Annotated in this window: 14 protein-coding genes and 1 tRNA gene; 12 read left to right on the top strand and 3 right to left on the bottom strand. The window is 67.6% G+C overall.

What is annotated here, in order from left to right; all coding sequences use genetic code 11:
- Positions 1-5 precede the first annotated feature (5 nt).
- Together ACTIEW_RS12640 and ACTIEW_RS12635 are read left to right on the top strand one after the other, a co-directional pair.
- Positions 6-1805 carry a ribonucleoside-diphosphate reductase subunit alpha gene (locus ACTIEW_RS12640; RefSeq protein WP_439478287.1) on the top strand — a complete coding sequence of 600 codons (1800 nt, stop codon included), beginning with the start codon at positions 6-8 and terminating at the stop codon, positions 1803-1805.
- A gap of 140 nt (positions 1806-1945) precedes the next feature.
- Positions 1946-2830, top strand: a complete 885-nt coding sequence (locus ACTIEW_RS12635) for a lipid A-modifier LpxR family protein (RefSeq protein ID WP_439478256.1) — start codon at positions 1946-1948, stop codon at positions 2828-2830.
- Between the two features lie 12 nt (positions 2831-2842).
- On the opposite strand, the gene ACTIEW_RS12630 is transcribed toward ACTIEW_RS12635, so the two are convergent.
- Positions 2843-4615 carry a gamma-glutamyltransferase family protein gene (locus tag ACTIEW_RS12630; RefSeq protein ID WP_439478255.1) on the bottom strand — a complete coding sequence of 591 codons (1773 nt, stop codon included), beginning with the start codon at positions 4613-4615 and terminating at the stop codon, positions 2843-2845.
- Between the two features lie 186 nt (positions 4616-4801).
- Here ACTIEW_RS12630 and ACTIEW_RS12625 point away from each other — a divergent pair.
- The 4 genes from ACTIEW_RS12625 (at position 4802) to ACTIEW_RS12610 (ending at position 10140) form a co-directional block, all read left to right on the top strand.
- Positions 4802-4878 (top strand) — tRNA-Arg (locus ACTIEW_RS12625).
- A gap of 522 nt (positions 4879-5400) precedes the next feature.
- Positions 5401-7044: a ShlB/FhaC/HecB family hemolysin secretion/activation protein gene (locus ACTIEW_RS12620; RefSeq protein ID WP_439478254.1), complete on the top strand. Its 1644-nt coding sequence runs from the start codon at positions 5401-5403 to the stop codon at positions 7042-7044.
- Positions 7045-7096: 52 nt separating this feature from the next.
- A complete protein-coding gene (locus ACTIEW_RS12615; protein ID WP_439478253.1) occupies positions 7097-9439 on the top strand; it encodes a filamentous hemagglutinin N-terminal domain-containing protein in 2343 nt (780 codons plus the stop codon).
- Positions 9436-10140, top strand: coding sequence for a L,D-transpeptidase (locus ACTIEW_RS12610; protein WP_439478252.1), 705 nt, complete (start codon positions 9436-9438; stop codon positions 10138-10140). Before ACTIEW_RS12615 ends, ACTIEW_RS12610 begins: the two co-directional genes overlap by 4 nt.
- A gap of 27 nt (positions 10141-10167) precedes the next feature.
- Here the strand turns inward: ACTIEW_RS12610 and ACTIEW_RS12605 are convergent, their stop codons facing one another.
- The gene (locus ACTIEW_RS12605; protein WP_439478251.1) at positions 10168-10758 is read right to left on the bottom strand and encodes a malonic semialdehyde reductase; all 591 of its coding nucleotides are present in this window, start codon (positions 10756-10758) and stop codon (positions 10168-10170) included.
- An 87-nt stretch (positions 10759-10845) separates the two neighbouring features.
- Here ACTIEW_RS12605 and rutB point away from each other — a divergent pair, with 87 nt between their 5' ends.
- The 5 genes from rutB to rutA are packed head-to-tail and all read left to right on the top strand — an operon-like array spanning position 10846 to position 14196.
- Positions 10846-11550 (top strand): pyrimidine utilization protein B, encoded by a 705-nt coding sequence (gene rutB, locus ACTIEW_RS12600; protein ID WP_439478250.1) that lies wholly within the window; start codon positions 10846-10848, stop codon positions 11548-11550.
- Between the two features lie 12 nt (positions 11551-11562).
- Complete coding sequence (rutC, locus tag ACTIEW_RS12595; RefSeq protein ID WP_439478249.1) at positions 11563-11955, top strand: pyrimidine utilization protein C; 393 nt, start codon at positions 11563-11565, stop codon at positions 11953-11955.
- Positions 11956-12005: 50 nt separating this feature from the next.
- Complete coding sequence (locus ACTIEW_RS12590; protein WP_439478248.1) at positions 12006-12311, top strand: DUF3147 family protein; 306 nt, start codon at positions 12006-12008, stop codon at positions 12309-12311.
- Complete coding sequence (gene rutD, locus ACTIEW_RS12585) at positions 12308-13117, top strand: pyrimidine utilization protein D (protein WP_439478247.1); 810 nt, start codon at positions 12308-12310, stop codon at positions 13115-13117. The genes ACTIEW_RS12590 and rutD overlap by 4 nt, the downstream gene beginning before the upstream one ends.
- 11 nt (positions 13118-13128) lie before the next feature.
- A complete protein-coding gene (gene rutA / locus ACTIEW_RS12580; protein WP_439478246.1) occupies positions 13129-14196 on the top strand; it encodes a pyrimidine utilization protein A in 1068 nt (355 codons plus the stop codon).
- 3 nt (positions 14197-14199) lie between these two features.
- On the opposite strand, the gene ACTIEW_RS12575 is transcribed toward rutA, so the two are convergent.
- Positions 14200-16719, bottom strand: a complete 2520-nt coding sequence (locus ACTIEW_RS12575) for an ATP-binding protein (RefSeq protein WP_439478245.1) — start codon at positions 16717-16719, stop codon at positions 14200-14202.
- A 123-nt stretch (positions 16720-16842) separates the two neighbouring features.
- Between ACTIEW_RS12575 and ACTIEW_RS12570 the strand changes: the two genes are divergently transcribed.
- Entirely contained in the window at positions 16843-18012 is a 1170-nt protein-coding gene (locus tag ACTIEW_RS12570; protein WP_439478244.1) for a DNA cytosine methyltransferase, read from the top strand.
- Positions 18013-18065 lie beyond the last annotated feature (53 nt).

Genomic DNA, 18065 nt, shown 5'->3' with positions numbered 1-18065 from the left:
CCGTGGTGCGCTCCCTCCAGCTCGACCGGACTCGCGACGATCTGCTGACCGACTTCGGCAAGAAGACGCTGGAGGACCGCTATCTGCTGCCCGGCGAAAGCTATCAGGACATGTTCGCCCGCGTGGCCACGGCATACGCTGACGACCACGACCACGCCCAGCGCGTCTATGACTATATGTCCAAGCTGTGGTTCATGCCCTCGACGCCGGTGCTGTCGAACGGCGGCGCCGACCGCGGTCTGCCGATCTCCTGCTTCCTCAACGCCGTGGCCGACAGCCTGGACGGCATCCAGTCGGTCTGGAACGAAAATGTCGCCCTCGCCTCGAACGGCGGCGGCATCGGCACCTACTGGGGCGGCGTCCGCTCCATCGGCGAGAAGGTCAAGGGCGCGGGCCAGACGTCCGGCATCATCCCCTTCATCCGCGTGATGGACTCACTGACGCTGGCGATCAGCCAGGGTTCGCTGCGCCGCGGCTCGGCCGCGGTCTATCTCGACGTCCACCACCCCGAGATCGAGGAGTTCCTCGAGATCCGCAAACCGTCGGGCGACTTCAACCGCAAATCCCTGAACCTGCATCACGGCATCAACATCTCGGACGCCTTCATGGAGGCCGTCCGCGACGGCCGGACGTTCGACCTGCTGTCACCCAAGGACAAGGCGGTGGTGAAAACCGTCGACGCCCGCGCCCTGTGGCAGAAGATCCTGGAGATACGCCTGCAGACCGGCGAGCCCTATCTGATCTTTTCCGACACGGTGAACCGCCAGATGCCGCAGCATCAGCGCGATCTGGGCCTGTCGGTGAAACAGTCCAACCTGTGCAGCGAGATCACCCTGCACACCGGCCGCGACCATCTGGGCGTCGACCGGACCGCGGTCTGCTGCCTGTCCTCGGTCAACGCCGAGAGCTTCCTGGAGTGGCGCGAGGAGCCGAAATTCATCGAGGACGTGATGCGCTTCCTCGACAACGTTCTGGAAGACTTCATCCGCCGCGCCCCGCCGGCCATGGCCGCAGCTGTCTACTCCGCCAGGCGCGAGCGTTCGGTCGGTCTGGGCCTGATGGGCTTCCACTCCTTCCTGCAGGCGCAGGGCGTGGCCTTCGAGTCCGCCATGGCCAAGTCTTGGAACATGCGGCTGTTCAAACATCTGCGCCGCGAGGCCGACAAGGCCAGCCGCCTGCTGGCTGAAGAAAAGGGCGCCTGCGAGGACGCGGCCGAGCGCGGCGTGATGGAGCGGTTCAGCCACAAGCTGGCCATCGCCCCGACCGCCTCGATCTCGATTATCTGCGGCGGCACCTCGGCCGGCATCGAGCCGATCCCGGCCAACATCTACACCCACAAGACCCTGTCGGGCTCGTTCGCGGTCAAGAATCCCTATCTGGAGCGGCTGCTAGGCGAGAAGGGCATCGACACCGAGGCGGTGTGGAACTCCATTCTCGAGCACGAAGGTTCGGTCCAGCACCTCGACGACCTGAACGACGACGAGAAATCGATCTACAAGACGGCCTTCGAGCTCGACCAGCGCTGGATCGTGGAGCTGTCGGCCGACCGCGCGGCGGAAATCTGCCAGGCCCAGTCGATCAACCTGTTCATCCCGGGCGACGTCAACAAATGGGACCTGCACATGCTGCACTGGTCCGCCTGGGAGAAGGGCGTGAAGTCGCTCTACTATCTGCGCTCCAAATCAGTTCAGCGCGCTGCCTTTGCGGGTGCGGAGAACAAGGTCGAGGAAGAGATCGATCCGAACCAGCCAGACCTCTTCAGCGCCGCCCGCACCGACTATGACGAGTGTCTGGCCTGTCAGTAGAGCGTCCGGGGGCGTTAGCCACGCTGTGACCCTGGAACCTCGCTATACAGCCGACGTTGGTCTGCGAGAGCAAAAGTCTGTTGGCGAGGCGACCCGCATCGTGCAGGGTCGCGATTGTTGACGGATCGGGAGGACCGTTGATGCGTATGACGGTTGTTTCGTTCGGAGTGTTGGCGACTGTGGCCCTTGCGGCCCCGGCGTTTGCCGCCGAGTCGCCGCCCGAAACGCAGGTCGCCCGGTCCGACCCCTGGGTTGTCACCCGCGAGCCTCCCACCACGGTTTCCGACCTGCTGACCCGGAACGCCCGCGAGGCACGCTTCGCCGGGTCGGACGGCCCGGCCCATGGCCCCGAAGAGGGCTGGAGCGGCTACGCGCGCCCCTCACGCGACCGGGCCTCGCCCTGGGTCGCCTCCAGCCGCGACGTCTGGTTCGAGAACAGCGCCTTTGACGACCGGCTGCGGTTGCGGACCGAAGGCCCCCTGCGCCGGGTCGACGGATCGCCCCTGCCGCCCGGACCGCTGGATCCCGCGGCCTATGAGGCCGAGCACTATGACCTGACCTACACCCGCGGCTGGACCGAAATCCTTGGCCGGACGGCGTCGGGTCTCGACGTCGCCCTGACGCCCCATGTCGGCCTCGGCGTCGGCTCGCGAGGCGGCACCACCGAGGCCGGGGCGACGCTGCGTATCGGACCCGATCTGGATCAGCTGGTGCCAGAGGGCGAAGAGGCGTTCGGCCAGCGGCCGCGCTGGTATCTGTATGCCGCCGGCTCGGGCCGGGCGGTCGGCTACAACTGGGCCCGCAACCGCGACGGCGAATTCGCCCGCTCTGGCGTGAGCCATGACTCCGGCGTCTTCATGGGCGACGCCTCGCTCGGCGTGGCCATGCGCCGCGGCGCGGTGCAGAGCTCAATCGGCCTGATCTACCGCGAGATCGGCGTCGAGGGCCTGCGCGCCGGCCACGGCGTCGACACCGACGTCTCTGAAGGCGTCCTCGCCTTCCAGCTGTCGATCAAGCCTGAATAAGCTGGACCGGGGCTAAAAGGTCCGCGCCACGCCCTCGCGGCGGTCGTCGGCGCCGCCGTCCCAGGCCCAGCCGTCCGGGCCCTGACGCCAGATCCCGCCGTGCAGTCCCGAGGTTTCGCTATCGTTGGGCCGCAAGGTCACGCCGCGCGCTGTCAGCCCTGCCCGCAAGGCGTTGGAGAACCGCTCGGTATCCGCGCCGAACCCATCGCCCCGCGCCACCAGATTGGGCAGATTGAAGGCCGTCTGGACGGGCAGACCCCAGTCCAGCACCGCGATCAGCGCCCGGGCGTTATAGGCCAGAATTGACGGCCCGCCCGGCGAGCCCAGGGCTCCGACCAGCCGCCCCTCGCGGTCGAGAATGAGGATCGGCGACATGGACGAGCGCGGCCGCTTGCCAGCCGCCACGGCGTTCGCCGCCGGCGCGCCGTCGGCCCGCAGCGGCGCGAACGAGAAGTCGGTCAGCTCATTGTTGAGGAAAAAGCCCGCCGCCATCCGGCCCGAGCCGAACACGCTCTCGACCGTGGTGGTCATGCTGACGGCGTTGCCCTCGGCGTCGACGACGACGAAATGCGACGTCCCCGCCGGCTCGTTGGTCGCATCGGGTCCAACCAGCACCCCCCCGGGCGGCGTCCCTGCTGCTGCCGCGCTGGTCAGGCCCGGCGCCAGGGCCGCGCGCGACGCCGTATAGTCCGGGTCCAGCAGCCCTTGCACCGGCACGCCAACGAAGCCCGGATCGGCCACATAGCGGTCGCGGTCGGCGTACATCAGCCGCTGAAGCTGGGCGAAGGCGGTCCAGGCCTCGGCGCTATCGGGGCCCAGAGTAATGTCGGGCGTCCGCTCCGCCATGGCCAGCAGCTGCAGCACCGCCACGCCGCTCGACGGCGGCGGCGGCACGCAGATCACATAGATCCGGTAGGGCCGGCACAGGGCGCCCCGCTCGACCGGTTCATAGGCGGCGATGTCCTGAACCGTCAGCGCCCCCGGACGCGGCTCCTCGGCCACCGTGGCGGCGATCTCGCGCGCGACCCGGCCGTTGTAGAAGACCTCGGCCCCGCCCGCCGCCAGTTCGGCGACCGTTCGGGCGTAGGCCGGGTTTTGCAGCACATCGCCGGCGACGTAGCGCACGCCGTCGGCCCTGGTGAAATACGCATTGGCCCAGCGGGTCCGCGCCTGCCCCCGCGTGGCGGCGATGAAGCCGGCGAGCCGCGGACTGACCACAAAGCCATCGCGCGCCAGCCGCTCCGCCTCGCCGAACAGGGCGCTCCACGGCAGCCGGCCGTGCGCCGCCTGCGCCATCGCCAGCATGGCCACCGCCCCGGGAGCGCCGGTCGACCGGCCGCTCAGGATAGCATCGCCGACCCCCAGCGGCCGTCCGTTCTCGAGGAACAGCCCGGGCGTCGCGGCTGACGGCGCGGTCTCGCGCCCGTCATAGCTGGTGACCTCGCCCGTGTGGACGTCGAACACCATCATGAAGGCCCCGCCGCCGAGGCCTGAGGACTGCGGCTCGACCAGACCCAGAACCGCCTGCACCGCGACCGCCGCATCGACGGCCGAGCCACCCTCGCTCAGGACCTTTAGCCCGGCCTCGACCGCCAGCGGATTGGCCGCCGCCACGAACGGCCCGCGCGCCCTGGGAGCCTGGACCGCCGCGGGGGTCTGAGAGGCTGCGGGTCCGGACTGCCCCCAGGGCCCGGGCATTCCGCCCGCGCATCCCGCCAGCGCCAGAGACGCCGCGACGACAACGGCCGTAACGGCGCGCAGGGGCCGGGGCGGGAAGGCGATCATGGCGGACTCACTCAGACGGATGCGGGAAGGCCCCGCACCTTGGCCCGCCGTCCGCGTGAACGGAACCCCCTGTCCCTCCGCGCCTTCCATGCGCGGCCGGAAAGGATCACCGAAAACCCGCCGGACAGCCCTTGCCCCCCGTCCCCTCCTCCGCTAGATACCCGCCCTCGCCGTTCGCGGCCAAGCGCGCCCGTAGCTCAGCTGGATAGAGCATCAGACTACGAATCTGAGGGTCGGACGTTCGAATCGTTCCGGGCGCGCCATTTTCTCCACGAAATCAGATAGACGATCGGCTTCAGGCTGGGTCGGAGTTTGGCGACCGCGTTGTGGCTTGCCCGGGGGTCCAGCTGTCTTGCCGCCGGATCGGCGGACCTGTTGCGCGGGAGCGAGACCGGAGTTCCGCCTTCAGTACGAAGCTCGCCCTTATGTTGATCGCTTCGGATTCCGACCGTCTATAAGCTTAACCGTAACGTATCCAAAAATCTGCCGCTTTTCTCCCAATATTCGTCGGCATAGGGGGAACAATTCAAGTCGTATGCCGTTTTGTGTTTCATAATCTTGTGTGAACAATCCAGTCACATCTTGTTAATCTATGAAAACACTAAGATCTTTATTGCCGACAACCTGAGGCCGTCTCACAGCTGTGAGGATCTATGTCTTGGGTCATCGCCGAATGAATCGATCAGCCAGCCTTCCTACGTGCGTGCTCCTAGCTGCGTGAGAGCCGTTACGCCCTGATACCGCGGCGGCACCTCGAGGCGGCTATGTTGAGATCGAGTCTTATTGTGGCAGCGCTTTTGGCGACGGGCCAGAACGCCTACGCCCAGCAATCGCCGGCCGCCGGGCAGCTGCAGCAAATTCCCCCCGCGGCCGTCCCCTCGAGGCCCGCTGCGGACATCCGCATCGAGCGGCCTGATCCGGCGGTGGACGCTGTGGCCGAAGGGTCCAGTATCCGCGTCGATGCGCTGCGGGTGACGGGCGCGACCCTGTTCACAGAAGCGGAGCTGGTGGCCGCCGCAGACTTCACCCCGGGCCGCGACCTGACCCTGCCCGAGCTGCGCAATGCGGCGGCGCGGATCACACGCTTTTACAATGACCACGGCTATGTGCTGGCCCAGGCCTATCTGCCCGCCCAGGACGTCGTTGAGGGCACGGTGACCATCGCGGTGGTCGAAGGCCGCTATGGGGCCATCGATCTGCGCAACCAGTCCGGCGTGTCCGACGCCTTGGCCGGGGGCGTGTTGAGCGGCCTGAACCGGGGCGATCCGGTGGCGATCGCGCCGCTCGAACGTCGCCTGCTTCTGCTGTCCGACATCCCCGGCGTCGCCGTGCATTCGACCCTGTCGCCGGGCGCCGAGGTGGGATCGTCAAATCTGACCGTCGATCTGACCCGCGCGCGTCGGATCTCCGGCAGCCTCGAGGCCGACAACGCCGGCAATCGCTACACCGGCGCCTACCGTTTCGGCGGGTCGGTGAATTTCGCAAACCTTACCGGCCTGGGCGACCTGATCAGCCTTCGGCTGCTCGCCTCGACCGAGGGGCTGGCCTACGGGCGGGCCGCCTGGCAGGCCCCGCTCGGGGATGCGACCGTCGGTGTCGCCTGGACCCATATGCAGTATGATCTCGGCCGCGAGTTCGAGGTCCTGGACGCCGGCGGCACGGCCGATATCTTCAGCGTCTTCGCCAGCTACCCCCTGATCCGCTCGCGGAACGCCAACCTCTATGCCCTGGCCAGTTTCGACGCCAAATTCCTCAGCGACGAGATCGGCCTCGTCTCCCAGGTGTCGGACAAGGACATCCGGGCGCTGACAGTGGGCCTGCGCGGGGATTCCCGCGACGGGTTCGGGGGCGGCGGCTGGAACGCCGGCTCATGGTCCTGGACCTCGGGCGAGCTGGACATCGAAAGCCCGCTCGAACGCGCCGCCGACGCGGTCACGGCGCGCTCCCAGGGCGGGTTCAACAAGCTTCAGTACGCTGTCTCCCGACTGCAGACGGTCAGCGGACCGCTGTCGCTCTACGGCTCGCTTCGCGGCCAGATGGCCACAGACAATCTCGACGCCTCCGAAAAGATGGAGCTGGGCGGCGCCTATGCGGTGCGCGCCTATCCGGAAGGCGAGGCCTATGGCGACGAAGGCTATGTGGCGACCGTCGAGGCCCGCCTCGCGCTGGACCAGTGGACCGCATCCCTGCCGGGCCGGTTCCAGCTCATCGGCTTTGTCGATACCGGCGAGGTCGACTTCGCCCATGACCCCTGGTTCGCCGGATCCAATCACGCCCGGCGCAGCGGCGTCGGCGCCGGTGTGGTCTGGTCCGGGCCTGACGACCTGTTCGTTCGTGTGACCTACGCCCACCGGCTGGGAGACCAGATCGCTACCTCCGGGCCTTCCGACAGCGGCCGAGTGTGGTTCCAGATCGTCAAGTTGTTCTGATGACTGCTTCCGCCGCCTTCCCCGCCACGCTCTTCAAGACAAGGACGTTCTGATGAACAGCCTCCAACTCCTGATCGCCGGCGCCATGAAGCGGGGGGACGCCGTGCGCGCCCGCCGGAACGCCCTGTCCGCCTCGACCGCCCTGGCAGGCTTCGTCGTGGCCGGACTCGCCGCGTCCCTGTCCTTCGGATCGGCGGCCCAGGCCCAGACCCTTCCGACCGGCGGATCGGTCAACGCCGGCGGGGCGACCATCGCCACCGGCCCCGGCACGATGACGATCAACCAGTCGACCCAGAACGTGGCGATCAACTGGCAGACTTTCTCTATCGGCCAGGGCGGCAGCGTTGTCTTCGTCCAGCCGAACAGCAGTTCGGTCGCCCTGAACCGGGTGCTGGGTCCGGACGCGTCAGCGATCTTCGGCAGCCTGACCTCCAATGGCCAGGTGTTCCTGATCAACCCGAACGGCGTGCTGTTCGCTCCGGGCTCGCAGGTCAATGTCGGCGGCCTCGTCGCCTCCACCCTGGACATGACCGACGCAGACTTCATGGCCGGCGACTACCGCTTCACCGGAACCGGCCCAGGCGCCGTACTCAACCAGGGCTCCATCGTCGCGAACGGCGGCTATGTGGCCCTGCTGGGCGGCAGTGTCAGCAACGAGGGTCTGATCCAGGCCAATCTCGGGTCCATCGTCCTCGCCGCTGGCGAGGCGGTGACGCTCGACGTCGCCGGCGACGGACTGCTCAATGTGGTCGTCGATCGCGGCGTGGCCAACGCCCTGGTCCAGAACGGCGGCATGATGCAGGCCGACGGCGGCCGTGTGGTGATGACGGCCCAGGGCGCGGGCGAACTGCTCCGCACCGTGGTCAACAACACCGGCGTCATCCAGGCCCGCACGATCGGCGAGCGGAACGGCACGATCCTGCTGCTGGCAGACATGTCTAGTGGCGTGCTGAACGTCGGCGGCGTCCTCGACGCCAGCGCGCCCGATGGCGGCGACGGCGGCTTCATCGAAACCTCCGCCGGGACCGTGAACATCACTTCGGGAACCCGCGTTACAACGGACGCTCCGCGGGGCGACACCGGAACGTGGCTGATCGATCCCCGGGACTTCACCATCGGCGCGGGCGGCAATATTTCTGGCGCTACCCTGTCCGCCCAGCTGGTGACCACCAATGTCGTGATCAGCACGACGACCGGCCCGGGAGCCAGCCTGCCGGGCGATGGCGATATCCACGTCAACGACGCCATCGCCTGGACCGCGTCCTCCAACCCGACGACCCTGACGCTGAACGCGCACCGGGACATCAACATCAATGCCGCGATCACCGCCACCAACGGCAATCTTGTCGCCTGTTGCGGCCGGGACGTGAACGTCAACGCGCCCATCACCACCACTAACGGCAGCGTCCTGCTGGAGGGCGGTCGCAATGTGAACGTCTATCATGCGATCACCACGACCGACGGCAACATCGCGCTGTGCGCCGGGCATGACCTGCATATCGATGCGGCCATCACCCTGACCCGGGGCAGCACCATCGCGGCGCAAAGTCTCGGCCTGCCCGTCGGCCTGACCCTGATCGCGGGCGCGGACGGGACCGGACCCGGCGTGAACGGCGGAACCATTGTGTTCAGCCCGCTGGCCCCGCGGGTCACGGTCACCAACGCTCCGGCGACCATCAACTACAATCCGGTCTCCTATTCCACCCCGACGGATTTCTCGACCCGCTTCACCCTGACGGAAGGCGCGACGCTGACCCAACGCATGCTGCTGTTCCCGGATGGGAGCCGCGTGTTCGACGGGACGACGGGAACCACCCTGACCGGGTTCAGGACCACGGCGACCTCGGGCCTTCCTTCCGGGGTCACGTTGGTGGCCTTGCCCGGAGCCAGCGCGACGTTCGATTCGGCGACGGCGGGCGCCGACGTCGGGATCACCTACAGCGGCTACACCCTCGCGGGCGCCAACGCCCACCTGTACGCCCTGGCCGGATCCTGTTGCGTGTCGACCTTCCGGACACGCGGAACGATCAGCACCGCGCCGACCCCGCCACCTCCGCCGCCACCCCCGCCGCCGCCGCCTCCTCCTCCTCCTCCTCCTCCTCCTCCTCCTCCTCCTCCTCCTCCTCCTCCTCCGCCACCACCGCCACCTCCGCCCACGCCTCCGACGGTCACCCCGCCCTTCCGGCCCTATCCCACGGTGACCTATCCGACCGTGACCTCGACGCCGGACCTCGGTCTGGTGGTTGTCGACACGGGCGTGCGAATGCCGGCGTATGAAACGGCCCCCGTCTCGCCGCCGATCGAGCAGGTGGTCGAGGCCCCGCGGCGCGTCGCGCCGGCCGCGCCTCCGCCGCCGCCCGTCCCGGTCTTTCCTCCCAAGCAGGATCGCAATTGACCGCGAGGCAGTCCCTGTGGCGGGCGGCGACGGCGGGACTGGCGCTGGGACTGCTCTTCTCGGGGTCCAGCCTCGCGGACGAGCGCTCCTGGTCGCCGGGCGGCCCGAACGGGCCCGTCGACGCCGACGCCTCGGCCGCCGCCGGACAGCTCAAGGCATGGGTCCTCGAGAGGGCCGACAACCAGGGTCTGCCCTTCCTGATCATCGACAAGATCAACGCCGAGGTGTTGGCGTTTGACCGCGAAGGCCAGCTACTCGGAACCGCGCCGGTATTGCTGGGTCTGGCGCGGGGCGACATCTCGCCGGCCGGCATAGGCGATCGTCCCCTGTCCGCCATCGCACCCGGGGAACGCATCACCCCGGCGGGGAGGTTCCTGGCTTCGATGGGCGAGAACCTCGGCGGCAAGGGCATTCTGTGGATCGACTATGACGCCGCCCTGTCCCTGCATCCGGTCATCACCACCCGCGCGGCCGACCGGCGACTGCAGCGCCTCGCCTCGGCCACAGCCGGGGACAACCGGATCTCGTACGGCTGCGTGAACGTGCCGGCTGAGTTTTACGAGAAGATCGTGCAGCCCGTTTTCAACGACACGACCGGGATCGTCTACATTCTGCCGGAGACCCGATCGCTGGCGGACGTATTTTTCCAGACCCCCGCTGTCAGCCCATCTGCTCAGGAAGGCGGGCCGGCGCTGGATTGAGTTCACCCTCCTCGCTTCGCAGCCGCTTCACAGAATAGCGCAGGCCTCGTCGAAGGTCGGGCGGGGGTTGCGGGGGTGCAGGTTCCCGTCGGCGCCATAGCCGATGTTGCAGATGAAATTGGTCCGCCACAGCGTGCCCGCAAAAAATTCCTCATCGACGCCGGCGGCCCTGAAGCCTGACATCGGGCCGCAGTCCAGCCCCAGCGACCGCGCCGCCAGCATCAGATAGGCGCCCTGCAGCGAACCGTTTCGCAGGGCGGTTTCGCGGGCGACCCCGGGATCGGCGAACCAGCCGACCGCGCCCGGATTCTGCGGATAGAGAACCGGCAGCTTCTCCGCGAAATTCAGGTCGTAGCCGATGATGACATTGACCGGCGCCTGCAGGGTCTTTGCCCGGTTGCCCGAGGACATGAAGGGCGACAGCCGCTGTTTGGCGTCATCGCTGGTCAGGAACAGGAACCGGCCGGGGCAGCAGTTTCCCGAGGTCGGGCCCCATTTGGCCAGGTCATAGATCTCGTGGATCAGCGCCTCGGACACCGTCTCGGGAGACCATGCGTTGCGCGTGCGGGCGGTCAGGAACAGTTTGTCTAGCGAGGCGTCGGGCAGGCGGTCGGACATCGGGGACAGACTCCGCGCCCGGACAGTTTGGCGCCGCCGCAGCCTATGCCATGGTGACCGCCGATCAATCGCAGGATTTGCCGACGCATGGCCCCGGCCGACGACACCTTCCTCCTGCCCGCGCGGCCCGAGCCGATTTCGCTCGCGGTGAGCCAGACGGCGGTGATCGTCATCGACATGCAGAACGCCTACGCCTCGCCCGGCGGCTATCTCGATCTGGCGGGGTTCGACATCTCGGGCGCGCAGAGGGTGATCGACAACAGCCGAGGAGTGCTGGAGGTCGCGCGGCGCGCCGGCATGCCGGTGATCTTTTTCCAGAACGGCTGGGACCCCGACTATGTCGAGGCGGGCGGGCCGGGGTCGCCCAACTGGCACAAGTCCAACGCCCTGAAGACCATGCGGGCGCGGCCCGAGCTGCACGGCCAACTGCTGGCGCGTGGCGGCTGGGACTATGAGATCGTCGATGCCCTGAAGCCCGAGCCGGGCGACATCGTGCTGCACAAGACGCGCTACAGCGGCTTCTTCAACTCGCAGCTGGACAGCGTGCTGCGGTCGCGCAGCATCCGCAATCTGGTCTTCGTCGGCATCGCCACCAACGTCTGCGTGGAATCGACCCTGCGCGACGGCTTCTTCCTCGAATATTTCGGCATTGTGCTGGAAGACGCCACCCATCAGGCGGGGCCGGAGTTCGTGCAGCAGGCCGCCCTCTACAACATCGAAACCTTCTTCGGCTGGGTCTCCAGCGTCGCCGACTTCAAGGGCGTCGTGGGGCAGATCGCGCCGAACGCCTGACAGGAGACGCCCATGCCCAAGACCGTCATCACCCCGCCCGGCACGCAGACGCCGATCGCCCCCTTTTCGCCCGGCACGATGGCCGACGGGGTGGTCTATGTCTCGGGCACCCTGGCCTTCGACAAGGACAACAATGTCGCCCACGTCGGTGACGCCGAGGGGCAGACCCGCGCCGTTCTGGAGACCATCAAGTCGGTGATCGAGACCGCCGGCGGGACCATGGACGACGTCACCATGAACCACATCTTCCTCAAGGACTGGGCCGACTATGCGGCCATGAACAAGGTCTATGCAGAGTATTTTCCGGGTGAGAAGCCGGCACGGTTCTGCATCGTCTGCGGCCTGGTGCGGCCCGACTTCCTGGTCGAAATCGCCTCCATCGCCCACATCGGCAGATCCTCCTGAGCCCCCTGCTGGTCCTGCTGATCAAGGCAGTCGTCTCAGCGATCCTGATCGTGGCGGCGTCCGAAGTGGCGCGTCGTCAGCCCGGCGTCGGCGCCCTGATCGCCTCGCTTCCGCTCGTGTCGGTGCTGGGGATGATCTGGCTCTGGACCGCCAGACCCGACGCCCGGAACATGGCGGACCACGCTGAGGCGACGTTCTGGTATGTGCTGCCATCGCTGCCGATGTTCCTTGTCATTCCCCTCCTGTTGCGGCGCGGGGTTCCGTTCTGGCCGGCATTGGGCCTCGGCTGCGCCCTCACGATCGGACTGTACGTGGCGATGACCGGCATCGGACCGCGCTTCGGGCTGAAGCTGTGAAAAGCAGCACCTTCGAGGGTCTCTACTACGAAGTTCACGATGGTCCATCGGACGCCTCGACCGTCCTGCTGTCGGCCGGGCTGGGCGGTTCCGGCGCCTTCTGGGCGCCGCAGATGGAGGCGCTGACGGCGCGGTTCCGGGTCGTGCTGTACGACCACCGCGGCACGGGCCGCAGCGACCGCGATCTGCCGAAGCCTTATGCCGTCGCCGATGTGGCGCGGGACATGGCCGGGATTATCGCCGCGCTCGGCAAGGAGGCCGTGCATGTGGTCGGTCACGCGGCCGGCGGGCTGGCGGCCCTGCAGCTGGCGCTCGATAGCCCGTCGCGAGTGCTCAGTGTCACTGTGATCAACGGCTGGAGCCGGCCTGACCCGCACATCGCCCGCTGTTTCCGCACCCGGATCAGCCTGCTGAACGACAGTGGGCCCGAAGCCTATGTTCACGCCCAGCCGCTGTTCCTCTATCCGGCAGACTGGATCTCGCAGAATGCAGAGCGGCTGGCCGCTGAGGAGGTTCATCACCTCGCCGGCTTCCAGGGGCGCGACAATATGCTGGCCCGGATCAACGCGCTGCTGGCCTTCGACATCGACAGCCGGCTGGGGGAGATCGCCTGCCCCGTGCTGATCAGCGCCAGCGCCGACGACATGCTGGTTCCGTCCCTGTGCTCAAGGCGGCTGGCGGAGAGGCTGCCCAATGCGACGCTCGACGTCGCGCCCTGGGGCGGTCATGCCTTTACGGCGATGGTTCCGGATGCGTTCAATGCGGCCCTGATCGCCTTTCTCTCCGGCGAACCTCTGTCCTGCTGAAGGATCACCCCATGGAAGTCGGCGTCTTCATTCCCATCGGCAACAACGGCTGGCTGATCTCCGAGACGGCGCCGCAGTACATGCCGTCGTTCGAACTGAACAAGAAGGTCACCCAGGCGGCGGACCGCTACGGCCTCGACTTCGCCCTGTCGATGATCAAGTTGCGCGGGTTCGGCGGCAAGACGCAGTTCTGGGAGCACAACCTCGAGAGCTTCACCCTGATGGCGGGGCTGGCCGCCGTCACCGACCGGATCAAGCTGTTCGCCACGGCCGCCACCCTGACCATGCCGCCGGCCATCGTGGCGCGTATGGCCGCGACCATCGACTCGATCGCGCCGGGCCGGTTCGGCATCAACCTGATCACTGGCTGGGCCGAGGCCGAGTACAGCCAGATGGGCCTGTGGCCGGGCGATAAACACTACAAGGACCGGTACAACTATCTGGCCGAGTACGCCCGGATCCTGCGCGATCTGTTCGACACGGGGGTGTCGAATTTCAAGGGCGACTATTTCACGATGACGGACTGCCGGGTCAGTCCCCGCGCCACCGACACCAAACTGATATGCGCCGGGTCAAGCACCGAAGGACTGGCCTTCACGGCCCAGTATGCGGACTACAGTTTCGCCCTGGGCAAGGGAACCAACACCCCGACGGCCTTCGCCGACGTCAATGAACGGCTGAGGGCGGCGAAGGAAAAGACCGGCCGGGACGTCAGCGCCTACATCCTGTTCATGGTCATCGCCGACGAGACCGACGAGGCGGCCATGGCCAAGTGGGAACGCTATCGCGACGGCGTCGACAAGGAGGCTGTAGCCTGGTTGGTGGGGCAGGCGTCAGGCAACACGTCAGAGGACACCAACACCCGGCAGCTGGCGGCCGAGAAGGCGGCGGTGAACCTGAACATGGGCACGCTGGTCGGGTCGCACGCCTCGATCGCCCGGATGCTGGACGAGGTGGCGACGGTGCCGGACACGGCCGGGGTGCTGCTGACCTTCGACGATTTCGAGAAGGGGATCGAGGATTTCGGCCGCCGCATCCAGCCGCTGATGACCTGTCGCGCCCACATCAGGAACGCCTGACCGTCAGGCGGCTTCGGCGTCGGGTTCGGGCCCGGCAGCGGCGAGAACCTGCGAGATTGCGGCGAACAGCGTGGCCATGGTCACCGGCTTGGCCAGGTGGCCGTCGGCGCCGGCCTTGCGGCCGGCCTCGACATGTTCGGGCATGGCGTTGGCGGTCAGCATCAGCACCGGGGTGTGAGCCCAGCCGCGCTGCATCTCGAACGCGCGGATTTCAGCGGTGGCGGTCAGGCCGTCCATCACCGGCATCTGCATATCCATAAGAACCAGATCGAAGCCGCCGCCCTGGAAGGCCTCCAGGGCCTCGCTTCCGTCCGCGACACACACCAGATCGGCGCTGGCGCCCGACAACAGAACCTCGATGACCTTGCGGTTGGCCGGATGATCGTCCGCCAGCAAGATCCGCAGCGGAACCCCCTCGGCATCGACCTCGGCGACCGGTGTTGCCGCGGTCCGAACCACGTCGGCGAGCGGCAAGGGGGCCTCGAACCAGAACCGGGAGCCGACGCCCGGTTCGCTGTCGCAGTCGAGACCGCCGCCCATCAGTTCGGCCAGCTCGCGTGAGATGGTCAGGCCCAGACCAGTACCGCCGAAGCGACGCGTGATTGAGCCGTCTGCCTGATGGAAGCGGCCGAAGATGCGGGCCTTCTGATCCGGTTCAAAGCCGACGCCGGTGTCCGTCACGGTGAAGCGGACGCGGTCGCCCACAGCATCCTCGACGCTCAGCCGAACCTCGCCCTCCGCCGTGAATTTCAGCGCATTGCTGACCAGATTGGTCAGGATCTGGCGGATGCGGACCCCATCGCCATAGACCAGCCGCTCCGCCTCAACCGGAATCTCGATCACCAGGTCGACACCCTTGTCCTCGGCCTTGGGTCGCCACAGGGCGGCCGTTTCACGCACCACGTCGGCCAGATGGAACGGCGCCGGTTCGATGGTGATCTGGCCGGACTCGATCTTGGCGGTGTCGAGGATGTCCGAGAGCAGGCGTTCCAGCGTGTCGCTGGAAGACCGGACGATATCGACCATCTCGCGCTCGCGCGGGCCCAGATCGCTACGGGAGAGGGCGTCGGCCATGGCGACCACACCGTTCAGGGGGGTGCGGATTTCGTGACTCATATTGGCGAGGAAGTCGCTCTTGGACCGGCTGGCCTCTTCCGCCGTCCGACGCGCCAGACGCAGGTGGCCGGCCGACCGCCATTGCCAGACCAGCAGGCTTGCCGCCGTCAGGAAGAAGACCACGGCGATGCCGACGATCCACCGTTGGGAGCTGATGACATCCTCGTTCAGCCGGGTGTTGGTTCGCGCGGTTTCGAGCTGCCGACGGCGTTCGGCCAGCTGTTCCTGCATGTCTCCGGTGACCTGTCCGATGCCGGCGTTGAACCGGCGCGCGGCTTGGACCTCACGCGCCTTGTGATAGGCGTCCAGCCGCCGGAAGGCCTCGCGGGTTCGACCTTCGGCGAACAGCAGGGCGGCCTCGACGCGCGGGACTTCCGAAAAACCCTCTTCGCGGAACAGGCCGGCGGCTTCGCGGCGCCGGATCTCCGCGAGATCGCGGCGTGCGAGACCGAGCTGGCCGGTCCGCGCATAGGCGAGGGCGCGTGACGGCAGCATCTGCGGCGCCAGAAAGTCCGCATCGCCGAGATCGGCCCCATAGGGCGAAAGGCAGTTCAGCACGCCGCGCGAGTCACCCCCGCCGTCGGCCACCATGGCGCACAGGTTGGCGTCATAGACCATCAGGCTCTCCAGCCCGGCTCGCAGGGACAGCCGGTGATGGGCGGCATAGAGCTGGTTCGCCAGTTCCTGATCGCCGACCTGAACCGACAGGCGCGTCAGGTTGTAGAGGGCGTCGAAGTCGGGGCGGGGATAGGCGGGGTTGGAGAAGTCGATCTCGAAGCGGCGGAAGGCCGTGGTCGCCCCCTCGATGTCGTTCAGGTCCATCAGGGCAAGGCCGGTCACCTCCCAGAGCCCGGCGCGGGCCGTGTCGGCATAGGGGGCGTCATCGGGAATGACGGCGTCTGCCGCGGTCAGCATGCGCAGCGCCTCGCCGATGCGGTCGCGGTCCATGAGCGCGAGCGCGCTGAGGCGCATGGCGTGCGCCTTGACGAACCAGTCAGTGGCGGTGCGGGCGATCTGGTCCATCTCGACCGAGGCGGCCATGTCGCCGCTGTCGTAGCGGATGGTCAGGGCGTTCAGCCGGGCGATCATCTGAAACCGCTCGTCCCGGCGGGCCAGGGCGGCGGCGGCAAGCCGGTTGTTCCAGACCTCGGCCCGTTCGAAATCGCCCTGGTTCAGCGTGATCCACATGACGTGGTAGAGCCGGTTCAAGCCTTCGCGACCCGAGTGGGTGAGGGCGGATTCACCGAAAGCCTCAAGCGCCGGAAAGCTGGTGGCGGCGGCGCGCTGTTCCACCCGCCGCGCCAGCTCGACCCGGCTCTCGCGGGACTGCATCGCGGCCTCCGCGCTGCCCGGGATGGCGAGCACGAAAAGCAGGACGGCGACGAGAACAAACTTTTCTGAGGGCATGTCGTTTCCGTAGTGACCGCCGATCATCACTCGCCGACCCTTTCACAAGCTTTAGCGCCGCGAGACTTTTCCGGGGTCGGACCGTCTGTGGACTTCCGCTCCCCCTCGCGTCAGCGTCTCGAAATGGTCGAATCGTCCGTCAGACAGTCCGCACCGGGGGGCTATTACGAGTTCTTCGCCGGCGGCGGCATGGTGCGCGCCGGTCTGGGCGAGACCTGGCGCTGCCTGTTCGCCAATGATTTCGATCCGGCCAAGGCCGCCGCCTATCGCGCCAACTGGGGCGACGCCGGGCTGCAGGTCGGCGATATCGCAGGCCTGACCGCCGCCGATCTTCCCGGGACGGCGGACCTGATGTGGGGCTCGTTTCCCTGCCAGGATCTGTCGCTGGCGGGGGCCGGGGCGGGTCTGGGCGGCAAGCGGTCGGGGACGTTTCACGACTTCTGGGGTCTGGCGCGCGCGCTGGCGGACGAAGGTCGGGCGCCGCGGATCGTGGCCGTCGAGAATGTCTGCGGAACCCTGACCTCGCATGGCGGGCGGGATTTCGAGGTCATCTGCCGGACCTATGCCGACGCCGGCTATCGGTGCGGGGCCCTGGTCATCAACGCCGACCGGTTCCTGCCGCAGTCGCGGCCGCGACTGTTCGTGATCGGCGTGCGCGAGGATGCGGCCCTTGACCCGGCCCTGACGATGCCCGTGGCCGCGGGGCTGTTTCATACCCTGGCCCTGCGCCGGGCGGTGGAACGGCTGCCGGACGAGTTGCGGAGCCGCATGGTCTGGTGGCGGCTGCCGGAGCCCGGCGTTTCGAACGCGAGTCTGGGATCAGTGATCGAGCCTGAACCGTCGGGCGTACGCTGGCATTCGGCCGCGGAGACGAAACGGCTGCTAACGCTGATGTCGCCCAAAAACCTGGCCAAGGTCGAGGCGGCGCGGCGGACGGGCGAACTTTGCGTCGGGGGACTGTACCGGCGGACGCGGCGCGACGCCGCCGGTCTGCGGGTCCAGCGCGCCGAGGTGCGGTTCGACATCGCCGGCTGCCTGCGGACGCCGGGCGGCGGGTCGAGCCGCCAGACCCTGCTGTTGGTCAAAGGCGGGCGGGTCCGGTCGCGTTTGATGTCAGCGCGGGAGACGGCGCGGCTGATGGGATTGCCCGACAGCTACCGTTTGCCCGGTTCATTCAGCGCCGCCTGTCATCTGACCGGAGACGGGGTCGCCGTGCCGGTGGTGCGGCATCTGGCGCAATGGCTGCTCGAGCCCTTGCTGGCGATGCGCCCCGGCCTTCGCCGCGCGGCCTGACAGCGCCCTTGCCAAAGCCGTTCAGCGGAGCATCATGGCGGTGGGGGACCTGG

The organism is Brevundimonas sp., assembly GCF_051860745.1.
Lineage (GTDB): Bacteria > Pseudomonadota > Alphaproteobacteria > Caulobacterales > Caulobacteraceae > Brevundimonas.
Note: the sequence above shows the minus strand (reverse complement) of the source record. Positions and strands in the feature narration are given on the sequence as shown.